Origin of the sequence: Janibacter sp. Soil728 (assembly GCF_001428305.1) — a bacterium.
Classification (GTDB): domain Bacteria; phylum Actinomycetota; class Actinomycetes; order Actinomycetales; family Dermatophilaceae; genus Janibacter.
The window spans coordinates 224,999-242,998 of sequence record NZ_LMRZ01000006.1 but is presented as its reverse complement, the minus strand read 5'-3'; the positions used below and the strand labels follow the sequence as shown (position 1 = coordinate 242,998).

Here is an 18,000-nt window from a genome sequence, read left to right as displayed (position 1 = left end):
CGACCCGTGGACTTCACGCTGGACGCCAGGACCACCGAGCTGCAAGAGCAGCTCACCGCCTTCATGGACGAGCACGTCTACCCCATCGAGGCGACATTCCAGGAGCAGATCGACACCGCCCCCGACCGCTGGTCGCCGCCGCCGATCATCGAGCCGGCCAAGGAGGCTGCGCGCAGCCAGGGTCTGTGGAACCTCTTCCTCCCCGGTGAGGACGGCGCCGGCCTGACCAACCTGCAGTACGCGCCGCTGTGCGAGATCCTCGGGCGCAGCCTGCACATCGCCCCCGTGGCGACCAACTGCGCGGCGCCGGACACCGGCAACATGGAGGTGCTGAACATGTTCGGCACCGACGAGCAGAAGGAGCAGTGGCTCCAGCCCCTGCTCGCCGGCGAGATCCGCTCGGCCTTCGCCATGACCGAGCCGCGGGTGGCCAGCTCCGACGCGACCAACATCGAGACCTCGATCGTGCGCGATGGTGACGAGTACGTCATCAACGGCCGCAAGTGGTACATCTCCGGCGCGATGAACCCCAATGCCAAGGTGCTCATCCTCATGGGCAAGACGGACCCCTCGGCAGATCGTCACAAGCAGCAGTCGATGATCCTCGTGCCGCGGGACACCCCCGGTGTGGACGTGCGTCGCGGGATGAAGGTCTTCGGGTACGACGACCGGGACCACGGCGGCCACGCCGAGATCGACTTCACCGACGTGCGGGTCCCGGTGAGCAACCTCATCGGCGAGGAGGGCAGCGGCTTCGCCATCGCCCAGGCCCGGCTCGGCCCCGGTCGCATCCACCACTGCATGCGCCTGATCGGCATCGCCGAGCGTTCGCTGGAGCTGATGATCGACCGCGCAGCCAGCCGCGTCGCCTTCGGCAAGCCCTTGTCGGAGCAAGGCGTGATCCGTGACTGGATCGCGGAGTCGCGCGTGCGGATCGAGCAGCTGCGGCTGCTCACCTTCAAGGCCGCCTGGCTGATGGACACAGTCGGCAACAAGGGCGCCCACACGGAGATCCAGGCGATCAAGATCGCCGCGCCGGCGACCGTCGAGTGGATCCTCGACAAGGCCGTCCAGGTCCACGGTGCCGGCGGACTGAGCCAGGACTTCCCGGTCGCCGAGTGGTACGCCCAGGTGCGTACCCTGCGCTTCGCCGACGGCCCCGACGAGGTCCACAAGAATGCGCTGGCCCGCCACGAGATCCGACGGAGGACGACACATGTCTGATCAGCAGCAGAGTCCTGACCTGCAGCAGCGGGTCGACGACCTCCTCGCGAGCCACGACCCCGAGACGACACCCCCTGCCATATTTCTTGGCGCCCAGTACGACGCAGGCCTCGCGTGGGTCCACTTCCCGCAGGGCCGTGGGGGCCTGGGTCTCTCTCGTGGCCGTCAGGTCGAGGTCGACGAGCGGCTCGAGGCCGCCGGCGCACCGCGACCGGACTTCGCACGCAACTCGATCGGGCTCGGCATGGCCGCGCCCACGATCTTGGCCTTCGGCTCCCAGGAGCTGCAGGAGCGCTACCTGCGGCCGCTCTTCGCCTGCACCGAGATCTGGTGCCAGCTCTTCAGCGAGCCCGGTGCCGGCTCCGACCTGGCGGCCGTCGCCACCCGCGCGGTCCCGGACGGTGACGAGTGGGTCGTCGACGGTCAGAAGGTGTGGACCTCCGGCGCGCACAACGCCGACTTCGCCATCCTCGTCGCCCGCACGGACACCTCGGTGCCCAAGCACGCGGGTCTGACCTACTTCCTCGTCGACATGAGGGACCCGGGGATCGAGATCCGCCCCCTTCGTCAGATCACGGGCGAGGCCGAGTTCAACGAGGTCTTCCTCACCGGGGTGCGCGTCCCCGACCACAACCGTGTGGGCACCGTCGGCGAGGGGTGGAAGGTCGCGACGACGACGCTCAACAACGAGCGGGTCGCCATCAGCGCCGGCAACGACCGCGAGGCCGGCCAGATCGGTCTGGTCACCGAGCGCTGGCGCACCGATCCCTCCGTGCGCACGCCCGGCAACCACACCGAGCTCATGCAGTGGTGGGTCGAGACCGAGGTGACCCGCCTCGCCGGCGAGCGGCTGCGGCAGGGCCTCGAGGCCGGACAGCCCGGGCCCGAGAGCTCGGCGATGAAGCTGGCCTTCGCCCAGCAGGCCCAGCAGGTCACGGGGTTCGCTCTCGAGCTCGCTCCCGAGGAGGGCCTGACCTACCACGACTGGACGATGGTCCGCCCCGAGGGCGGCTCCTTCCTCGGCCACGGCCCAGGCTTCCGCTACCTGCGCGCCAAGGGCAACTCGATCGAGGGTGGCACCAGCGAGATCATGCGCAACATCGTCGCCGAGCGCGTGCTCGGCCTGCCCCCGGACCACCGCCCCGACAAGGGCATCCCCTTCAAGGACGTGCCGCGATGACCGATCTCCTCTACACCGATGTCGAGGAGTCGCTGCGCTCCAGCGTCCGCTCGACCCTGCAGCGTTCCCTCGACGAGGGTCTGCCTGCCCGCCTCTACGACGAGCCGGACACCGACGTGAGCGCGCTGTGGCAGGCGCTCGCCGGTCAGCTCGGCCTGGCCGGTCTGCTCGTCCCCGAGTCGCTCGGCGGCGTCGGCGCGGGCGCACGGGAGGCGGCCGTCGTCCTCGAGGAGCTCGGCCGTGCGGTCGCACCCGTGCCTTTCCTCACCAGCGCCGTCATCGCGACGACCGCTCTGCTCCAGGCGGGGGACGAGCAGCACCTGCCGACGCTCGCCTCTGGCGAGCGCACCGCGGTCCTCGTGCTGCCCTGGACCGCCCGTCGAGGTGCCTGGTCGGCGGTGTCGGGGAGTGCGGAGCCGGTCGCCGGTGCGCTGGGTGCCGACCTCTTCCTCGTCCCCACCACTGGCGAAGGGGGAGGGACCTCCCTTCGCGCGTACGGCCGTGACGAGGTCGAGCTCGAGCCGATCGTCTCCCTCGACATGACCCGTCCGCTCGCCCGCGTGACCGTGACCGGCCAGGGGGACGAGATCGCCTCTGGCGCAGGGGCCGAGGCGGCCGTCGACGCCGCGCTCGCGGCGGGCGCCGCGCTGCTCGCGTCCGAGCAGCTGGGCCTGGCCCAGTGGTGCCTCGAGACGACCGTGGAGTACGCCAAGACGCGGGTGCAGTTCGCCCGCCCGATCGGCTCCTTCCAGGCGATCAAGCACCGCCTGGCCGACCTCTACCTGCTGCTCGTGAGCGCACAGGCGGCGGCCCGACAGGCTGCCGGCACGCTCGCCGACGGCGACCTTCGAGGCGCCCACGCGGCGCGTGGGACCCACTCCGTCGCACCTCAGGGAGCAGCGGAGCAGCAGATCGCCCAGGCCGTGGCCCAGGCCTTCTGCTCCGACGCGGCCGTCCGCGCCGCGGAGGAGGCCCTGCAGCTGCACGGCGGCATCGGGATGACCTGGGAGGCGCCCGTGCACACCCGGCTCAAGCGGGCCAAGGCCGACCAGCTCGCCCTCGGCACGCCCGACCGCCACCGCAGCGACCTGGCGGTCCTCGTGGACCTGCCCGCCAGCTGACCGACAGACTCGACCCCACACCCCCTTCGACCACCAGGAGTGACCATGCGCGAAGCAGTCATCGTCTCCACCGCCCGTACCCCGATCGGCCGCGCCTACCGCGGCGCCTTCAACGACACCCAGCCCCAGGAGCTCATCGGCCACGCGATCCGTCACGCGGTCGAGCGCGCCGGTGTCGAGGGCGCCCAGATCGAGGACGTCGTCGTCGGCGCCGCCCTCCAGCAGGGTGCCACGGCCATGAACATCGGACGCCAGGCCGCGCTGCGCGCCGGCCTGCCGGTGTCCGTCGCCGGCATGTCCGTCGACCGCCAGTGCGCGAGCGGCCTCATGGCCATCGCGACCGCGTCCAAGCAGGTCCTCTTCGACGGCATGGACATCGCCGTCGGCGGTGGCGTCGAGTCGATCTCGTTGGTGCAGAACGAGCACATGAACACCTACCGAGCCCAGGACCCCTGGCTCGTGGAGCACGTGTCGGCGACCTACATGTCGATGCTCGAGACGGCCGAGGTCGTCGCCAAGCGCTACGGCGTCAGCCGCGAGCAGCAGGACGAGTACGCGCTCGAGTCCCAGCGCCGCACGGCCGCAGGGCAGGAGGCCGGCGCCTTCGACGACGAGATCGTGCCCCTGACGTCGACGATGCTCGTCAAGGACAAGGCCACCGGTGAGGTCAGCTCGAAGGAGGTCACCCTCGCCAAGGACGAGGGCAACCGCCCCGGCACGGTCCTCGCCGACCTGTCCAAGCTCAACCCCGTCCTGGCCAAGGACGGCACGGAGGGCTTCTCGATCACCGCCGGCAATGCCTCGCAGCTGTCCGACGGCGCCTCCGCCGCCGTGATCATGGAGGCCGCCGAGGCCTCGCGTCGTGGCCTGACCCCGCTCGGTGCCTTCCGCGGGATGGCCGTCGCCGGCGTCGAGCCGGACGAGATGGGCATTGGTCCCATTGCCGCGGTGCCGAAGCTGCTGAAGCAGCACGGGCTCAGCGTCGACGACATCGGCCTGTGGGAGCTCAACGAGGCCTTCGCGGTCCAGGCGCTCTACTGCCGCGACCACCTGGGCATCGACCCGGCGAAGTACAACGTCAACGGTGGCGCGATCTCGATCGGCCACCCCTACGGCATGAGCGGTGCGCGCATGGCCGGTCACGTCCTCATCGAGGGCAAGCGTCGCGGCGCGAAGTACGGCGTGGTCACCATGTGCATCGGTGGTGGCCAGGGAGCCGCTGGCCTCTTCGAGATCTTCTGACCCACCGCCACCCACCACGAGGAGTACCCGTGCCCGAGTCCGTCTTCGTCGCCAACCGTGGTGAGATCGCCGTCCGCATCGTGCGGGCGGCCCGGGAGGCCGGCCTCGACGTCGTCGTCGCCGTCACCCGCGCGGAGGCCGACTCGTCGGCGGCCCGCCTGGCGACCGGCGTCCACGTGCTCCCCGGCGAGGGGGCGGCGGCCTACCTGGACGCCGCCTCCCTCCTAGCGGGGGCGACCGAGCACGGGTGCGGGCTGCTCCACCCGGGATACGGCTTCCTCAGCGAGAGCCCGGTCCTCGCCCGGGCCTGCGTCGAGGCCGGCGTGACCTTCGTCGGCCCCGACGCCGACCTCCTCGAGCTCTTCGGCGACAAGGGCAGTGCCCGCGCGGCCGCCGAGCGGGTGGGCGTGCCGGTCCTGCCGGCCACGCCCGTCGGTGTCACCGAGGAGGAGGCCGCGGCCTTCGCGCGGGAGCAGCTCCCGGCCGGCGTGATGGTCAAGGCGGCGGCCGGCGGTGGCGGCCGCGGCATGCGCGCCGTGCCCGCCGGCGCCTCGCTCGTCGAGCCGTGGGAGCGCGCCCGCTCCGAGGCGGAGCGCAGCTTCGGCTCCGGCGCGCTCTTCGCCGAGCTGTACGTCGAGCGGGCGCGGCACGTCGAGGTCCAGGTCGTGGCCGACGCGACCGGCGCGGTCACCCATCTGGGCGAGCGTGACTGCACGGTCCAGCGGCGCTTCCAGAAGGTCCTCGAGATCGCCCCGGCTCCCGACCTGCCGCAGGGGGTGCGCACGGACCTGCACGCCGCGGCGATCCGTCTGGTCGAGGGCAGCGGGTACCGCGGGCTCGCCACCGTCGAGTTCCTCCTCGACGCCGATGACCCGACCCGGTGGTGGTTCATCGAGGTCAACCCGCGCCTGCAGGTCGAGCACCCGGTCACCGAGATGGTCACCGGTGTCGACCTCGTCCTCACCCAGCTGCGGATCGCGCAGGGTCACGAGCTCGCGGACCTCGGCCTCGGGACCCCGCCGACCGTCACCGGCTGCGCCGTCGAGCTGCGCATCGCGGCCGAGCGCACGGGCAGCAGCGGTGAGGCACTGCCGGCGCACGGGGTCGTCGCCGGTCTCGCGCTGCCGACCGGCCCGGGGGTTCGCGTCGACACCCATCTCGTCGAGGGCACCCGCGTCGACGGCTCCTTCGACTCGCTCGTCGCCAAGGTCATCACCCACAGCCACGGCGGGCTCACCGGCGCCCTCGACAAGGCGCGCCTGGCCGCGGCCGAGTGCAGCATCGGTGGGGTCGAGACCAACCTGCCCGTGCTGCGGGCCCTCCTCGAGCACGAGGACCTCGCGGGCTGGCAGCTCACGACCCGGTGGTTCGACGACGCCGGCCTCACGCAGGCCACGACCCCGACCGACGAGGGCGGCGAGGTCCGCTCCGAGATGGCCGGCAGCGTCGTCGCCGTGCTCGTCGAGGAGGGCCAGCAGGTCACCGCCGGCACCCCGCTCGTCGTCGTCGAGGCGATGAAGATGGAGCACCTCGTCCCGGCCCCCGTCTCCGGCACCGTCACGTCCGTGCGGACCCGACCCGGGGCGAGCACCTCGCCGGACGACCTCCTGGTGCGGCTGCTCCCTTCGTCGGAGCAGGAGACCGCCGGTGCGGTGGACGACGGCCCCGACCTCGGCGCGGAGCGACCCGACCTGACCCGCCTGCTCGAACGTCGCGACCGGCGTCTCGACGAGGCGCGCCCCGAGGCGGTGGCCAAGCGCCATGCCCGCGGGCACCGGACGTCGCGGGAAAACATCGCCGACCTCGTCGACGAGGGCAGCTTCGTCGAGTACGGAGGCCTCGCGGTCGCCGCGCAGCGGGCCCGCCGCAGCGAGGAGGAGCTCATCGCCACCACCCCGGCCGACGGCATCGTCACCGGGATCGGGCGGATCACCTCGGTGCCGGCGCAGGACACGCGGTGCGCCGTCCTGGCCTACGACTACACGGTCCTGGCGGGCACGCAGGGCTACCTCAACCACAAGAAGACCGACCGCCTGCTCGAGATCGCCGAGCGGCAGCGCCTGCCCGTCGTCCTCTTCGCCGAAGGGGGTGGCGGTCGCCCCGGCGACACCGACACCACGGTGGCCAGCGGGCTCGACGTGCCGACCTTCGCGACGATGGGCCGCCTCAGCGGGCTCGTCCCGACGGTCGGCATCGCCGCGGGGCGCTGCTTCGCGGGCAACGCGGCCCTGCTCGGCTGCTGCGACGTCATCATCGCCACGCGTGACTCGACGATCGGCATGGGCGGTCCGGCGATGATCGAGGGCGGCGGCCTCGGCGTCTTCGCCCCCGAGGAGGTCGGGCCGATCGAGGTCCAGGGGAGCAACGGCGTCGTCGACGTGGTCGTCGACGACGAGGCCGATGCCGTCGCGGTGGCCAGGCGCTACCTCGGCTACTTCCAGGGCGTCCACGACGAGTGGACCGCGGCCGACCAGCGGGCACTGCGCCACGTGGTGCCGGAGAGCAGGGTGCGCGCCTACGACATCCACGCGGCGATCGACACGCTCGCCGACGAGGACTCCGTCCTCGAGCTGCGCGCTGGCTTCGCGCCCGGTGTCGTCACCGCCCTCGTGCGCATCGAGGGCCGACCGATGGGCCTGGTCGCCAACAACCCGCGCCACCTCGGCGGCGCCATCGACGCCCCGGCGGCCGACAAGCTCGCCCGCTTCCTCCAGCTGTGCGACGCCCACGGACTGCCCGTGGTGTCCCTGTGCGACACCCCGGGCTTCATGGTCGGCCCGGACCACGAGCGCACGGCGACCGTGCGCCACTTCGCCCGGCTCTTCGTCATCGGCGCGCACCTGCGGGTGCCGATCGTCACCGTCGTCCTGCGCAAGGCCTACGGGCTCGGCGCGCAGGCCATGGCGGCGGGCAGCTTCCACCGGCCCGCCGCGACATTGGCGTGGCCGACCGGCGAGGTGGGTGGCATGGGCCTCGAGGGCGCGGTCCGGCTCGGCTTCCGCCGGGAGCTCGAGGCGGTGGCCGACCCGACGGAGCGTCGTGCGCTCGAGCAGTGGCTGCTCGACGACCTCTACGAGCGGGGCCGTGCGGTCAACGCCGCCGCGGTCGTCGAGCTCGACGACGTCATCGACCCGGTGGACACCCGCCGCTGGATCCTCACGGCCATGGCGGGCGCGGTCCCGGCCGAGCGGCCGGCCCGCTACATCGACACCTGGTGACGCAAGGGAGCGCACATGGACCTGACCCAGCACCTCGACGAGATCCGGCGACGGCAGGAGCGGGTGCGCCCCGCGGGCCTGCCTCGTGACGTCGTCCACCCCCTCGGGGAGCGCGCCGTCCCGGAGTACCTGGACGAGTGGGCACGGCGCCAGCCCGAGCGTGCGGCCGTCGTCCACGACGACGTCGTCACCAGCTACCGCGAGCTCGCCGACCGCCACGCGCGGTGGGCCGGCTGGCTGCGGGCGAAGGGGGTGGCCCCCGGCGATCGCGTCGGTGTCCACCTGGGCAATGTCCCCGAGTTCGTCGTGGCCTTCCTCGGCACGCTGCGGGCCGGCTGCGTGCACGTCCCGATCAACCCGATGTTCCAGCACGCCGAGCTCGTGCACGAGCTCGGCGACAGCGACGCCAGCGTCGTGGTCACGAGCGCCCCTCTGGCGCAACGCCTCTGCGACGCAGCGGCGCAGACCCGGGTTCGCACGGTGGTGGTCCTGGGAGGTGAGGGGGACCCCCTTCCCTCCGTCGCGGGGGTCGAGGTGGTGCGTTGGTCCGACACCGTGACGGCGCAGCCCCTCGTCGAGCCGGCGCGTGACCTCGAGGCGCTCGCCGCGCTCAACTACACCGGAGGCACCACCGGTCTGCCCAAGGGCTGCGAGCACACCCAGCGGCACATGGTCTACACGGCGGTCAGCGCGGCGGGGGCCAACGGGCTCGTCGGCACCGAGATCGTCTCGCTGTGCTTCATCCCGGTCTTCTGGATCGCGGGGGAGGACCTGGGCATCCTCATCCCGCTCGTCATGGGTGGCACGACCGTGCTCCTCGAGCGCTGGGAGGCGGCCACCGTCGTCGACCTCGTCGAGCGCCACCGGGTGACGATGACCGCCGCCACGGTCGAGAGCTACCTCGACATCCTCGCGCTGCCGGGGATCGCCGAGCGCGACCTGACCTCCTTCACCGCACCCATGGCGATGTCCTTCGTCCGCAAGCTCACGCCCGACGTGCGGCGCCGCTGGTCCGAGGCGGTCGGCGCGGGGTCGGTCCTGCGTGAGGGCTCCTACGGCATGACCGAGAGCCACACCGTCGACGTCGTGCCCTACGGCTTCCACGAGGGCGACCACGACCTGCTCAGCGAGCCGGTCTTCTGCGGCCTGCCCGTGCCCGGCACCGACGTGGTCGTCGTCGACCCGGCGACCGCCGAGCCGATGGGCTTCGGCGAGTCCGGCGAGATCCTCCTGCGCAGCCCGTCGATCATGACCCGCTACTGGCGCAACCCGGCCGCCAGCGCCGAGCAGCTGCGTGACGGCTGGCTGCACACCGGTGACACCGGCTACCTCGACGACGACGGGTGCCTGCACTACCTCGCCCGCAGCAAGGACCTCATCAAGGTCAAGGGGATGAGCGTCTTCCCGGCCGAGGTCGAGATGATCCTCGCCGGCCACCCCGACATCGCGTCCGTCGCGGTGGTGCCGGCCGAGGACGAGGACAGCGGGCAGCGACCCGTCGCCTTCGTCAGCCTGGGCGAAGGGGGCGCCACCCCCGCCGACCTCGAGGCCTGGGCCAGCGGGCAGATGGCGACCTACAAGGTGCCGCTCGTCGAGGTGGTCGAGGACTTCCCGATGACCGACACGGGCAAGATCCGCAAGGCCGAGCTGCTCGCTCGCGCGGGCGAGGTCGTCGCGGCGCGAGGCTGACGCGGGGCGCGGTCAGACGAGCGCGGCGATGAGCATGTCGCCGTAGGCGCTCGCGACCTCGTCCGGTGTGCGGGGGCCGTCGGGGGTGAACCACACGGTCAGGTACCCGATGGCGCCCATGAAGTTGAACATCACGAGGTCCACCGACAGGTCCTCGCGCAGCTCACCCGAGGCGATGCCCTCCCGGACGACGTCCTCGAAGGTGCGCCGGAAGGTGCGTCGCTGCTCGCGGATCGTCGTGCGCGAGGGCGCCCTGAGCAGGTGCATCGAGTTGTGGAAGGCCGTGGCCCGATCGAGGTCGGCCAGGGTCGTGAGCACGAGGACCTCGGCGATCAGCCGCAGGCGCTCGACGACGGGCAGGTCGCGCCCGGAGATCTCGACGAGGTGCTCCAGCTGGCGGTCGAGCAGCTGGCGGTAGCTGGCCGTGAGCAGCTCGTCCTTGGACGAGAAGTAGTGGTACATCGCGCCCTTGGTCACGCCCGCCGCGTCGACGATCTGCTGCACCGAGGTGGCCTCGAAGCCCTGCTGGGCGAAGAGCCGCGTGGCGGCGGCGAGCACGAGGTCCGGGACGCTCGCCCCCGAGATGCGGGTCCTCGGCTGCGTGGCCATGGGGCGGAGTCTACGAATCGGTCGTCGCGTAGAGGGCATCGAGGACGTGCGCGTAGCGGGACTCGACGACCGAGCGGCGCAGCTTGAGCGTCACGGTGAGCTCGCCGGTCTCGGGGGAGAAGTCCGTGGGCAGGACCGCGAAGCGCTTGACCTGCTCGACCCGGGCCAGGTGCGCGTTGGCCGCGTCGACGTCCGCCTGGATGCGCTCCAGCAGCCGTGGGTGCTCGCTGAGCCCGGCCGGGTCGTCGGGCAGGCCCTCCTCGCGCGCCCACGGGCCGACCTGGTCCTGGTCGAGCGTGATCAGGGCGACGGGGTAGGGCCTCCGGTCACCGTGCATGACGACGTGCGACACGAAGGGGGACTGCCGCAGCTCGTTCTCGAAGACGGCGGGCGCGATGTTCTTGCCGCCCGAGGTGATGATGATGTCCTTGATCCGACCGGTGATCCGCACGTAGCCGTCGGCGTCGATCTCGCCGATGTCGCCGGTGCGCAGCCAGCCGTCGTCGGTGAAGGAGGCGGCCGTCGCCTCGGGGTTGCGCCAGTACCCGGCGAAGACGTGCGGCCCGCGCAGCTGCAGCTCGCCGTCGTCGGCGACCCGCACCTCGCCGAAGGGCATGGGACGGCCGATGGTCCCGAGGCGGGTGGCGTCCGGCAGGTTCACCGTGCCGAAGGCGGTGGACTCGCTCAGGCCATAACCCTCGTAGACGGGTACCCCGGCGGCATGGAAGAACTCGAGGACCTCGCCGGCGATGGGGGCAGCACCCGAGATCGCCACCCGGATCCGGCCGCCGAAGGCGCCGCGCACGCGGGCGAGGACCGCGTCGGTGCGCGGTGCCCCGGCGAAGGCGGCGTGGACCTTCTCGTAGATCCGCGGGACGGAGGGGAAGCAGGTGGGCCGCACCTCGGCGAGGTCCTGCATGACCTGTGCCGGGCCGGCGGAGGCGTAGGAGACGCAGCTGCCGAGGGCGTGGGCGGTGACATTCTGCGTCTGCGCGTAGACGTGCGCCAGCGGCAGGAAGAGATAGGTGGAGTCCTCGCTCGTCACGATGCCGAGCTCTGCGGTCTGCCGGGCGCAGGACATGAGGTTGTCGTGGGTGAGCACGCACCCCTTGGGGCGGCCGGTCGTGCCCGAGGTGTAGATGATGACGGCGACGTCGCCGGCGTCCACGGCGTCGGTCCGGGCTGCGCGCTCGGTCGCGGGCACCTGTCGCCCCCGGGACCGCAGGCCCGCGAGGTCGATCTCGTCGGGGACCGGGTCGATGGCCAGGACGTGGGTGAGCGCGTCGAGGTCGTCGGCCACGCCTCGCACCTTGGCGACCTGGGCGGCGTCCTCGCAGACCACGATCCGCGCTCCCGAGTCCTCGAGGACCCAGTGGCACTCCTCGGGGCTGTTGGTCGCGTAGATCGGCACGATGATCCCGCCGCCGGCCGCGATCGCGTAGGCGACCTGCATCCACTCCGGTCGGGTGTCGGCGAGCACGGCGACCCGGTCGCCGGGGACCATGCCCAGTGCGATGAGGCCACGGGCCAGCTCGTCGACGACGGTGCCCATCTCGCGGAACGAGACGGTCGGCCACGTCCCGTCCGCCCGGCGGGAGGCCTGGGCGGGCGCCTCGCCGAAGGCCTCGGAGCAGGCGAAGGGCAGTGCTGACAGGGTCTTCGGGGTGGTCGCGTCGGCCATCTGTGCAGGCTACCGACCAACCGGTCGGAATGTGTCCCTTGACACGTATATGAATCCAAGTTCAAATATGACTTGAATCGTCATTCAAATATGGGAGACCCAGATGACCTCACCGACAACGGCGTCGGACCGCCTGCACGCGCGGGCGACGAAGAAGGCCTTCGTGCGCCTCGTGCCCGTGCTGATGGCCGCCTACTTCATGGCCTTCGTCGACCGGACCAATGTGGGTCTGGCCAAGACCTCGCTCGAGCTGGATGCCGGCATCGACGCGGCCGCCTACGGGCTCGGAGCAGGCCTGTTCTTCATCACCTACGCCGCGCTGGAGGTGCCGAGCAACCTGGTGCTGCACAAGGTCGGGGCGAAGGTGTGGATCAGCCGCATCGCCGTCACCTGGGGCCTGATCACGATGGCGATGATGTTCGTCTCCAGCCCGACGGTCTTCTACGTCCTGCGCCTGCTCCTCGGTGCGGCCGAGGCTGGCCTCTACCCGGGGATCATGTACCTCATCACGACGTGGTTCGCCCAGAAGGACCGCGCGACGGTCGTCGGCCTCATCCTCACCGCGTCGTCGGTGGCCTTCATCGTCGCCAACCCCATCGGTGGTGCGCTGATGAAGCTGGACGGTGTCGCGGGCCTGCAGGGCTGGCAGTGGCTCTTCGTCCTCGAGGGCATCCCGACCGTCCTGCTCGGCATCTTCATCTTCTTCGTGCTGCCCAACTCGCCGGCCAAGGCGAGCTGGCTCGACGCCGACGAGGCCGCGGAGCTCACCCGCCGCGCCGTGGGGGAGGAGGCGCACGTCGAGAGCCCCGGGGCGATCATCCGCAATGCGATGTCCAAGCCCTTCCTGCTGACCGTCGCCGCGATCTACTTCATGAACCAGATCGCCACGTACGGCGTCATCTTCTTCGTCCCCTCGATCGTCGAGGCGATGGACGTGACCGACAGCTTCATGATCGGGCTCATCTCGGGTGTCGTCGGCATCGGTGCCGTCGTCGGGGTCCTCGTCGTGCCCCGGATCCTCAGGCGCAACCCGGGGCGCGAGGTGCCGCTCATCGCCATCACGACGGCCGCGGCCATCGTCTTCGCGCTCGTCTTCATCGCGGTCGACAACCCGGTGGCCAAGATGGTCATCCTCAGCGTGACGATGCTCTTCATCGTCGGCGTGCAGCCGCTCTACTGGTCCGTGCTCATGGCACGACTCGGTGGCGTGGCGGCTGCGGCCGGCCTGGCCTTCGTCAACACCATCGGGCTCACCGGTGGCTTCGTCGGGCCCTACGCCTTCGGCCTGACCGAGGAGGCGACCGGATCGCCGTCCTCCGGCCTGTGGGTGCTCGTCGCGGCGACCCTGCTCGGGCTGCTCTGCGTGCCCCTGCTGGGCAGGACGCTCGCCCGGCACGACCGCACGCGCGCCGAGGAGGAGCCCGAGGTCGAGGCGATCCCCGCCGTGTGACGTCTGCCGGCCGGCCCGGCGCGGCCGAGACGGCGAACCGGCCGTGGTGACCACGAGGTCGCCACGGCCGGTTCGTCGTCGGTCAGCGGTAGTTGACGAACTGCAGCGCCACGTCCAGGTCCTTGCCCTTGAGCAGCGCGATGATCTCCTGGAGCTCGTCGCGCGACTTGCCGGTGACCCGCAGCTCGTCGCCCTGGATCTGCGGCTTGATCCCCTTGGGTCCCTCGTCGCGGATGATCTTGGAGATCTTCTTCGCGTTGTCCTGGTCGATGCCCTCCTTGGTGGGCCCCGAGAGGATGTACTCCTTGCCGGAGAGCTGTGGCTCCTTCTCACCGAAGTCGATGTTCTTCAACGAGACGCCACGACGGATGAGCTTGGACTCGAAGGCGTCGACGACGGCGAGCACGCGCTCGGCCGAGTTGGCCTTGATGACGATGTTGTCGCCACTCCACTCGATGGACGCTCCGACGTTCTTGAAGTCGTAGCGCTGGGAGACCTCCTTGGCGGTCTGGTTGAGCGCGTTGTCGACCTCCTGGCGGTCGACCTTGCTGACGATGTCGAAGCTGCTGTTGGCCATGTCCTGCGGGCTCCTTCGGGGAGGTTGTGCTGGGAATTGCGCGAGAGGGTGGTCTGCTTGCTATCCTTCCAGACGCACACGGCAGGTTGTCCGAGCGGCCAATGGAAACGGACTGTAAATCCGTCGGGTTATCCCTACGAAGGTTCGAATCCTTCACCTGCCACCCACGTGCACGAAGGCCCCCGGGAATCATCCCGGGGGCCTTCGTCATGAGGTGTGGGGCTGTGGCGGCCGCAGTGCGCGGGTCAGTTGGCGACACCCCCGCACAGCACGGGCATGGTCGCCTCGAAGGGGACGCCCGAGCCGGGCACGAGGGGAGCCTCGCCCGCACCCGCGAGGTCGTAGGTCCCGCTGCCGTTGACGTCGATGCCGTGGACGACGACCTGCACGGTGTCGGCGTTGGCCAGCGCGCTGGCGTTGGTGAAGGTGCGGCTGTACTCCAGACGGCCGTCCTCGTCGGCGGTGGCGAAGTGGGCCAGGTCCAGGGCGTGGCCGGCGTCGGTCGGGCCGCTCGTGGTCAGGGAGGCGAGGATGCCGCCGTAGAAGGGGGCGCCCTCGGGCACGGAGACGTAGCCGTCGCCGTCCGCGTCGGCAGTCGACCCGGGGCAGGCCATGTCCTTCTCGGGGCCGTCGACGCCGTGCAGGTGCATCGCGTGGGGGAGCCCGGGTGCGAGTCCATCAGCCGTGACCTGGACGCGGACCTTGCCGTTGGGCAAGGACGTGATGCGGGTGCTGCCCTGGGCCGCAGAGCCGGGCACGCTGCCGGCCTGGACGGCGGTCAGCCCGTAGGAGTAGGACGCGACCTTCGCGGACGGGTTGGTGTCGTGCGCGGCGACTGCGGCGCCGGCGGCCGCGAAGGTCGAGGCGGTGACGACGGCGGCGAGACTGATCAGGCGGAACTTCATGGCGGACTCCCTTGTCGCTGGTCCGCGTCGCGGACCTGTGACCAGTGTTCGTCGCCGACGGCGAGGTCGGATTGGTCAGGTCACACCCGGGCCCGCTCCGCGGTCGTGGCCGAGGTCACTTCAGGCGCTTGCGCACCTCGCGCCACAGGTCCTGATAGGCGATGGCCGCTGCCGAGCGCGGCTGCCACTGGACGATCGGAGCACGGTGCACGCCCATCTGCTCCACCGCGCTCGCCGCCGGGATGAAGGTCTTGGCGACATCAGGGCGTGAGCCGGGGAGCTCCTCGACGAGGTCCTTGTGCAGTCGCCGGCGGCGATCGACCATCGACAGGAAGGCGAGCAGCTTCGGCGACTTGCCCTTGGTGTCGTCGATGAACTCGCGCAGCTGGTCCAGGGTGCGCATCGACAGGGGCGAGGGCATGACCGGGGCGAGGACGAGGTCGGCCGCGCGGACGATGCTCTCCGACACGAGGGAGACGCTCGGGGCGCAGTCGAGGACCACGAGGTCGTACTTCTTGGACAAGCCGTCGAGCAGCTGACCCAGCGTGCGCGTCGGCTTCTTCTCGGCATCGAGCAGCAGGTCGAGGTTGCGGTAGGAGAAGTCGGAGGGCAGCACGTCGAGGTTGTCGAAGTCGCTCGACTTGATCGCGTCGGCCAGATCGAGCTTGCCGGCCACGAGCGCCTCGCCGCCCCCCTTCACCTTGGGTTTGACCTTGAAGAGCCAGGTGGAGCCGCCCTGAGGGTCGAGGTCCCACAGCAGGACGCGCCGCCCCTCGCTCGCGGCGAGCCAGGCGAGGTTGGCTGCGGCGGTCGTCTTCCCCACCCCACCCTTGATGCTGTACGAGGCAATGATCTTCATGCGCACATGCTCGCACCTGGCACGGCGCCGTGGGGCACGATGCAGGCATGGACGTGACCGTGGGCGAGGACGGGCTGGCGAGGCCGGCATGGGCTGACGGACGCGGAGCCCATGGTGACCTGCTGCGGGAGTACTACGACACCGAGTGGGGCATGCCCGTGCGCGACGAGCGTGGGCTCTTCGAGCGGCTGAGCCTCGAGGCCTTCCAGTCCGGGCTGTCCTGGGCGACGATCCTGCGCAAACGGGAGAACTTCCGGGCGGCCTTCGACGGCTTCGACCCCGACCGGGTCGCCGCCTACGACGAGCGGGACGTCGAGCGGCTCATGGCTGACGCCGGGATCGTGCGCAACCGGGCCAAGGTGGAGGCGACGATCCGCAATGCCGGCGCGACCCTCTCCCTTCGTGACGATGGTGGACTGCCGGACCTCGTCTGGTCCTTCCGTCCGGCGCGCACCCCCATGCCACGGACCTTCGCCGACGTCCCGACGACCTCCGAGGAGTCCAAGGCCCTGGCCAAGGAGCTGAAGAGGCGCGGCTTCGCCTTCGTCGGCCCGACGACGGCCCATGCCCTCATGGAAGCCGTCGGCGTCGTCGACACGCACCTGCTGGACAGCCACCGGCGCGGCTCGTCGGGTGTGTGGCGACCGGACGGCGCGCCGGTGCAGGATGTCTGACATGAGCGACCTCGAGCGTGACCTCTATCCGCACTGGGTGAGCGTCCCCACCCGGTGGAGCGACAACGACCAGTTCGGTCACGTCAACAACGCCGTGCACTACTCGGTGATGGACACGACCATCAACAACTGGCTCAAGGCGCACGACTTCGACGTGGCGCAGGGCGGCGACACGATCAACCTCATCCCGGAGACGGGCTGCCGCTACCTCGCCGAGATGTCCTACCCGGACGTCTTCGAGGTCGGGCTGCGGGCGCTGTCCGTCGGGCGCTCGAGCGTGCGGTGGGAGTGCGCGCTCGTGCGGGCCAGCGACGGTGAGCTGGTGGCGCTCGCGACCTCCGCGCACGTGTTCGTCGACGCCGTCACCCGGCGTCCGTCGGCGGTCCCTCAGGCCCTGCGGGCATCCCTCGAGGAGCTCGTCACCGGCCCGATTTCATGACCGGGCACTCTGCCGTGTAATCTCTCCCGAGGTTGTTCACCGAAGCGCTGCGAAGCACTCGGTGGACCCCGCCCCCTTAGCTCAGTCGGTAGAGCGTTTCCATGGTAAGGAAGAGGTCGTCGGTTCGATTCCGACAGGGGGCTCTCGTTCGACCGGCGCCTGGCGTGGGTCGGTCGTCACGGCGGGGTAGCTCAGCTGGTTAGAGCGCACGACTCATAATCGTGAGGTCGCGGGATCGAGTCCCGCTCCCGCTACGCAGTGCCGCGGAGAACGAGCCGCCGATTTCCGGTGGAGGCGTCCCGTGGACTATTCTTGTGCGTCGCCGTGCTGTGCCCTAGGGCTGCAGCACCACACGCACCTCCCGCCCAGCGCAGACCGGCGCAGGCGAGTACCACCCGAAGTGTCTGAGAGCAGGTTCTTACCGTGGCATCCAAGAGCGCCGACGTCCGTCCCAAGATCACCCTGGCGTGCACGGAGTGCAAGGAGCGGAACTACATCACCAAGAAGAACCGCCGCAACACCCCGGACCGCATCGAGCTCGCGAAGTTCTGCAACCGGTGCCGCGCGCACACCCCGCACCGCGAGACCCGCTGAGTCCAGCACCCCGCACCACCACGACGCGGCCGCCGAGCATCTGCTCGGCGGCCGCTCGTCGTATGCACTGCTCCTGCCTACACTGGCTCCATGGCCGTGAACGAGGACTTCCAGGGGCGCAGCTACGACCCGACCCCGCCCTTCGCCGTCGGGCGTGAGCACATCCGCGACTTCGCTGACGCGGTGGGCGCCGTCGACCCGATCCACCACGACGTCGAGGCCGCCCGTGCCGCCGGTTACGCCGACCTGGTGGCCCCGCCCACCTTCGCGGTGATTCCCGGGCAGCGCACCGACGCCCAGTTCGTGGCGGACCCCGAGGCCGGGGTCGACTACACCCGCGTCGTCCACGGAGAGCAGCGCTTCGCCCACCACCGGCCGATCGTGGCGGGGGACGAGCTGCGAGGCGTCCTGCACATCGACGCGATCCGCGCGGCCGGCGGCCACCAGATGGTGACCATGCGCAGCGAGATCATCGACGCCCAGGACCAGCCGGTCGCGACGAGCCTGTCGACGATCGTCGTGCGAGGAGGGGAGTGAG

At 70.8% G+C, this 18,000-nt stretch carries 16 protein-coding genes and 3 tRNA genes; 14 read left to right on the top strand and 5 right to left on the bottom strand.

Going from position 1 to position 18,000, the window contains the following annotated elements:
* Window positions 1-6: 6 nt before the first annotated feature.
* From ASG73_RS14470 to ASG73_RS14445, 6 genes are read left to right on the top strand one after another with little or no spacing between them, the layout of a single operon-like run.
* A complete protein-coding gene (locus tag ASG73_RS14470; protein WP_055996733.1) occupies window positions 7-1,224 on the top strand; it encodes an acyl-CoA dehydrogenase family protein in 1,218 nt (405 codons plus the stop codon).
* The gene (locus tag ASG73_RS14465) at window positions 1,217-2,404 is read left to right on the top strand and encodes an acyl-CoA dehydrogenase family protein (protein WP_055996730.1); all 1,188 of its coding nucleotides are present in this window, start codon (window positions 1,217-1,219) and stop codon (window positions 2,402-2,404) included. The genes ASG73_RS14470 and ASG73_RS14465 overlap by 8 nt, the downstream gene beginning before the upstream one ends.
* Window positions 2,401-3,525, top strand: coding sequence for an acyl-CoA dehydrogenase family protein (locus ASG73_RS14460; RefSeq protein WP_055996727.1), 1,125 nt, complete (start codon window positions 2,401-2,403; stop codon window positions 3,523-3,525). Before ASG73_RS14465 ends, ASG73_RS14460 begins: the two co-directional genes overlap by 4 nt.
* Window positions 3,526-3,570: 45 nt before the next feature.
* Window positions 3,571-4,767: an acetyl-CoA C-acyltransferase gene (locus tag ASG73_RS14455; RefSeq protein ID WP_055996724.1), complete on the top strand. Its 1,197-nt coding sequence runs from the start codon at window positions 3,571-3,573 to the stop codon at window positions 4,765-4,767.
* A gap of 29 nt (window positions 4,768-4,796) precedes the next feature.
* Window positions 4,797-7,985, top strand: a complete 3,189-nt coding sequence (locus ASG73_RS14450) for a carboxyl transferase domain-containing protein (protein WP_055996721.1) — start codon at window positions 4,797-4,799, stop codon at window positions 7,983-7,985.
* 15 nt (window positions 7,986-8,000) lie between these two features.
* The gene (locus ASG73_RS14445) at window positions 8,001-9,674 is read left to right on the top strand and encodes an AMP-binding protein (protein ID WP_055996718.1); all 1,674 of its coding nucleotides are present in this window, start codon (window positions 8,001-8,003) and stop codon (window positions 9,672-9,674) included.
* A gap of 12 nt (window positions 9,675-9,686) precedes the next feature.
* Here the strand turns inward: ASG73_RS14445 and ASG73_RS14440 are convergent, their stop codons facing one another.
* Both ASG73_RS14440 and ASG73_RS14435 read right to left on the bottom strand, forming a co-directional pair.
* The gene (locus ASG73_RS14440) at window positions 9,687-10,283 is read right to left on the bottom strand and encodes a TetR/AcrR family transcriptional regulator (RefSeq protein ID WP_055996715.1); all 597 of its coding nucleotides are present in this window, start codon (window positions 10,281-10,283) and stop codon (window positions 9,687-9,689) included.
* 10 nt (window positions 10,284-10,293) lie between these two features.
* Entirely contained in the window at window positions 10,294-11,964 is a 1,671-nt protein-coding gene (locus ASG73_RS14435; RefSeq protein WP_055996712.1) for an AMP-dependent synthetase/ligase, read from the bottom strand.
* A 103-nt stretch (window positions 11,965-12,067) separates the two neighbouring features.
* On the opposite strand from ASG73_RS14435, the gene ASG73_RS14430 reads away from it, so the two are divergent.
* On the top strand, window positions 12,068-13,414 hold the full coding sequence (locus ASG73_RS14430) for an MFS transporter (RefSeq protein ID WP_055996709.1): 1,347 nt from the start codon (window positions 12,068-12,070) through the stop codon (window positions 13,412-13,414).
* A gap of 82 nt (window positions 13,415-13,496) precedes the next feature.
* Here ASG73_RS14430 and ASG73_RS14425 read toward each other — a convergent pair whose 3' ends face one another.
* On the bottom strand, window positions 13,497-13,991 hold the full coding sequence (locus ASG73_RS14425; protein ID WP_055996706.1) for a YajQ family cyclic di-GMP-binding protein: 495 nt from the start codon (window positions 13,989-13,991) through the stop codon (window positions 13,497-13,499).
* An 80-nt stretch (window positions 13,992-14,071) separates the two neighbouring features.
* Between ASG73_RS14425 and ASG73_RS14420 the strand changes: the two genes are divergently transcribed.
* Window positions 14,072-14,154 (top strand) — tRNA-Tyr (locus ASG73_RS14420).
* A gap of 82 nt (window positions 14,155-14,236) precedes the next feature.
* On the opposite strand, the gene ASG73_RS14415 is transcribed toward ASG73_RS14420, so the two are convergent.
* Complete coding sequence (locus ASG73_RS14415; protein WP_055996703.1) at window positions 14,237-14,896, bottom strand: hypothetical protein; 660 nt, start codon at window positions 14,894-14,896, stop codon at window positions 14,237-14,239.
* A gap of 115 nt (window positions 14,897-15,011) precedes the next feature.
* Window positions 15,012-15,755, bottom strand: a complete 744-nt coding sequence (locus ASG73_RS14410) for a ParA family protein (protein WP_055996700.1) — start codon at window positions 15,753-15,755, stop codon at window positions 15,012-15,014.
* 47 nt (window positions 15,756-15,802) lie between these two features.
* On the opposite strand from ASG73_RS14410, the gene ASG73_RS14405 reads away from it, so the two are divergent.
* From ASG73_RS14405 to ASG73_RS14380, 6 genes are all read left to right on the top strand, one after another.
* Entirely contained in the window at window positions 15,803-16,429 is a 627-nt protein-coding gene (locus ASG73_RS14405; RefSeq protein WP_055996696.1) for a DNA-3-methyladenine glycosylase I, read from the top strand.
* 1 nt (window position 16,430) lies between these two features.
* Window positions 16,431-16,868, top strand: a complete 438-nt coding sequence (locus ASG73_RS14400) for an acyl-CoA thioesterase (RefSeq protein ID WP_055996693.1) — start codon at window positions 16,431-16,433, stop codon at window positions 16,866-16,868.
* A 70-nt stretch (window positions 16,869-16,938) separates the two neighbouring features.
* Window positions 16,939-17,011: transfer RNA gene (locus ASG73_RS14395), tRNA-Thr, on the top strand.
* A gap of 37 nt (window positions 17,012-17,048) precedes the next feature.
* Window positions 17,049-17,122: transfer RNA gene (locus ASG73_RS14390), tRNA-Met, on the top strand.
* Between the two features lie 169 nt (window positions 17,123-17,291).
* Window positions 17,292-17,462 carry a 50S ribosomal protein L33 gene (rpmG, locus tag ASG73_RS14385; RefSeq protein WP_055996690.1) on the top strand — a complete coding sequence of 57 codons (171 nt, stop codon included), beginning with the start codon at window positions 17,292-17,294 and terminating at the stop codon, window positions 17,460-17,462.
* Window positions 17,463-17,552: 90 nt separating this feature from the next.
* Window positions 17,553-17,999 carry an FAS1-like dehydratase domain-containing protein gene (locus ASG73_RS14380; protein ID WP_055996687.1) on the top strand — a complete coding sequence of 149 codons (447 nt, stop codon included), beginning with the start codon at window positions 17,553-17,555 and terminating at the stop codon, window positions 17,997-17,999.
* Window position 18,000 lies beyond the last annotated feature (1 nt).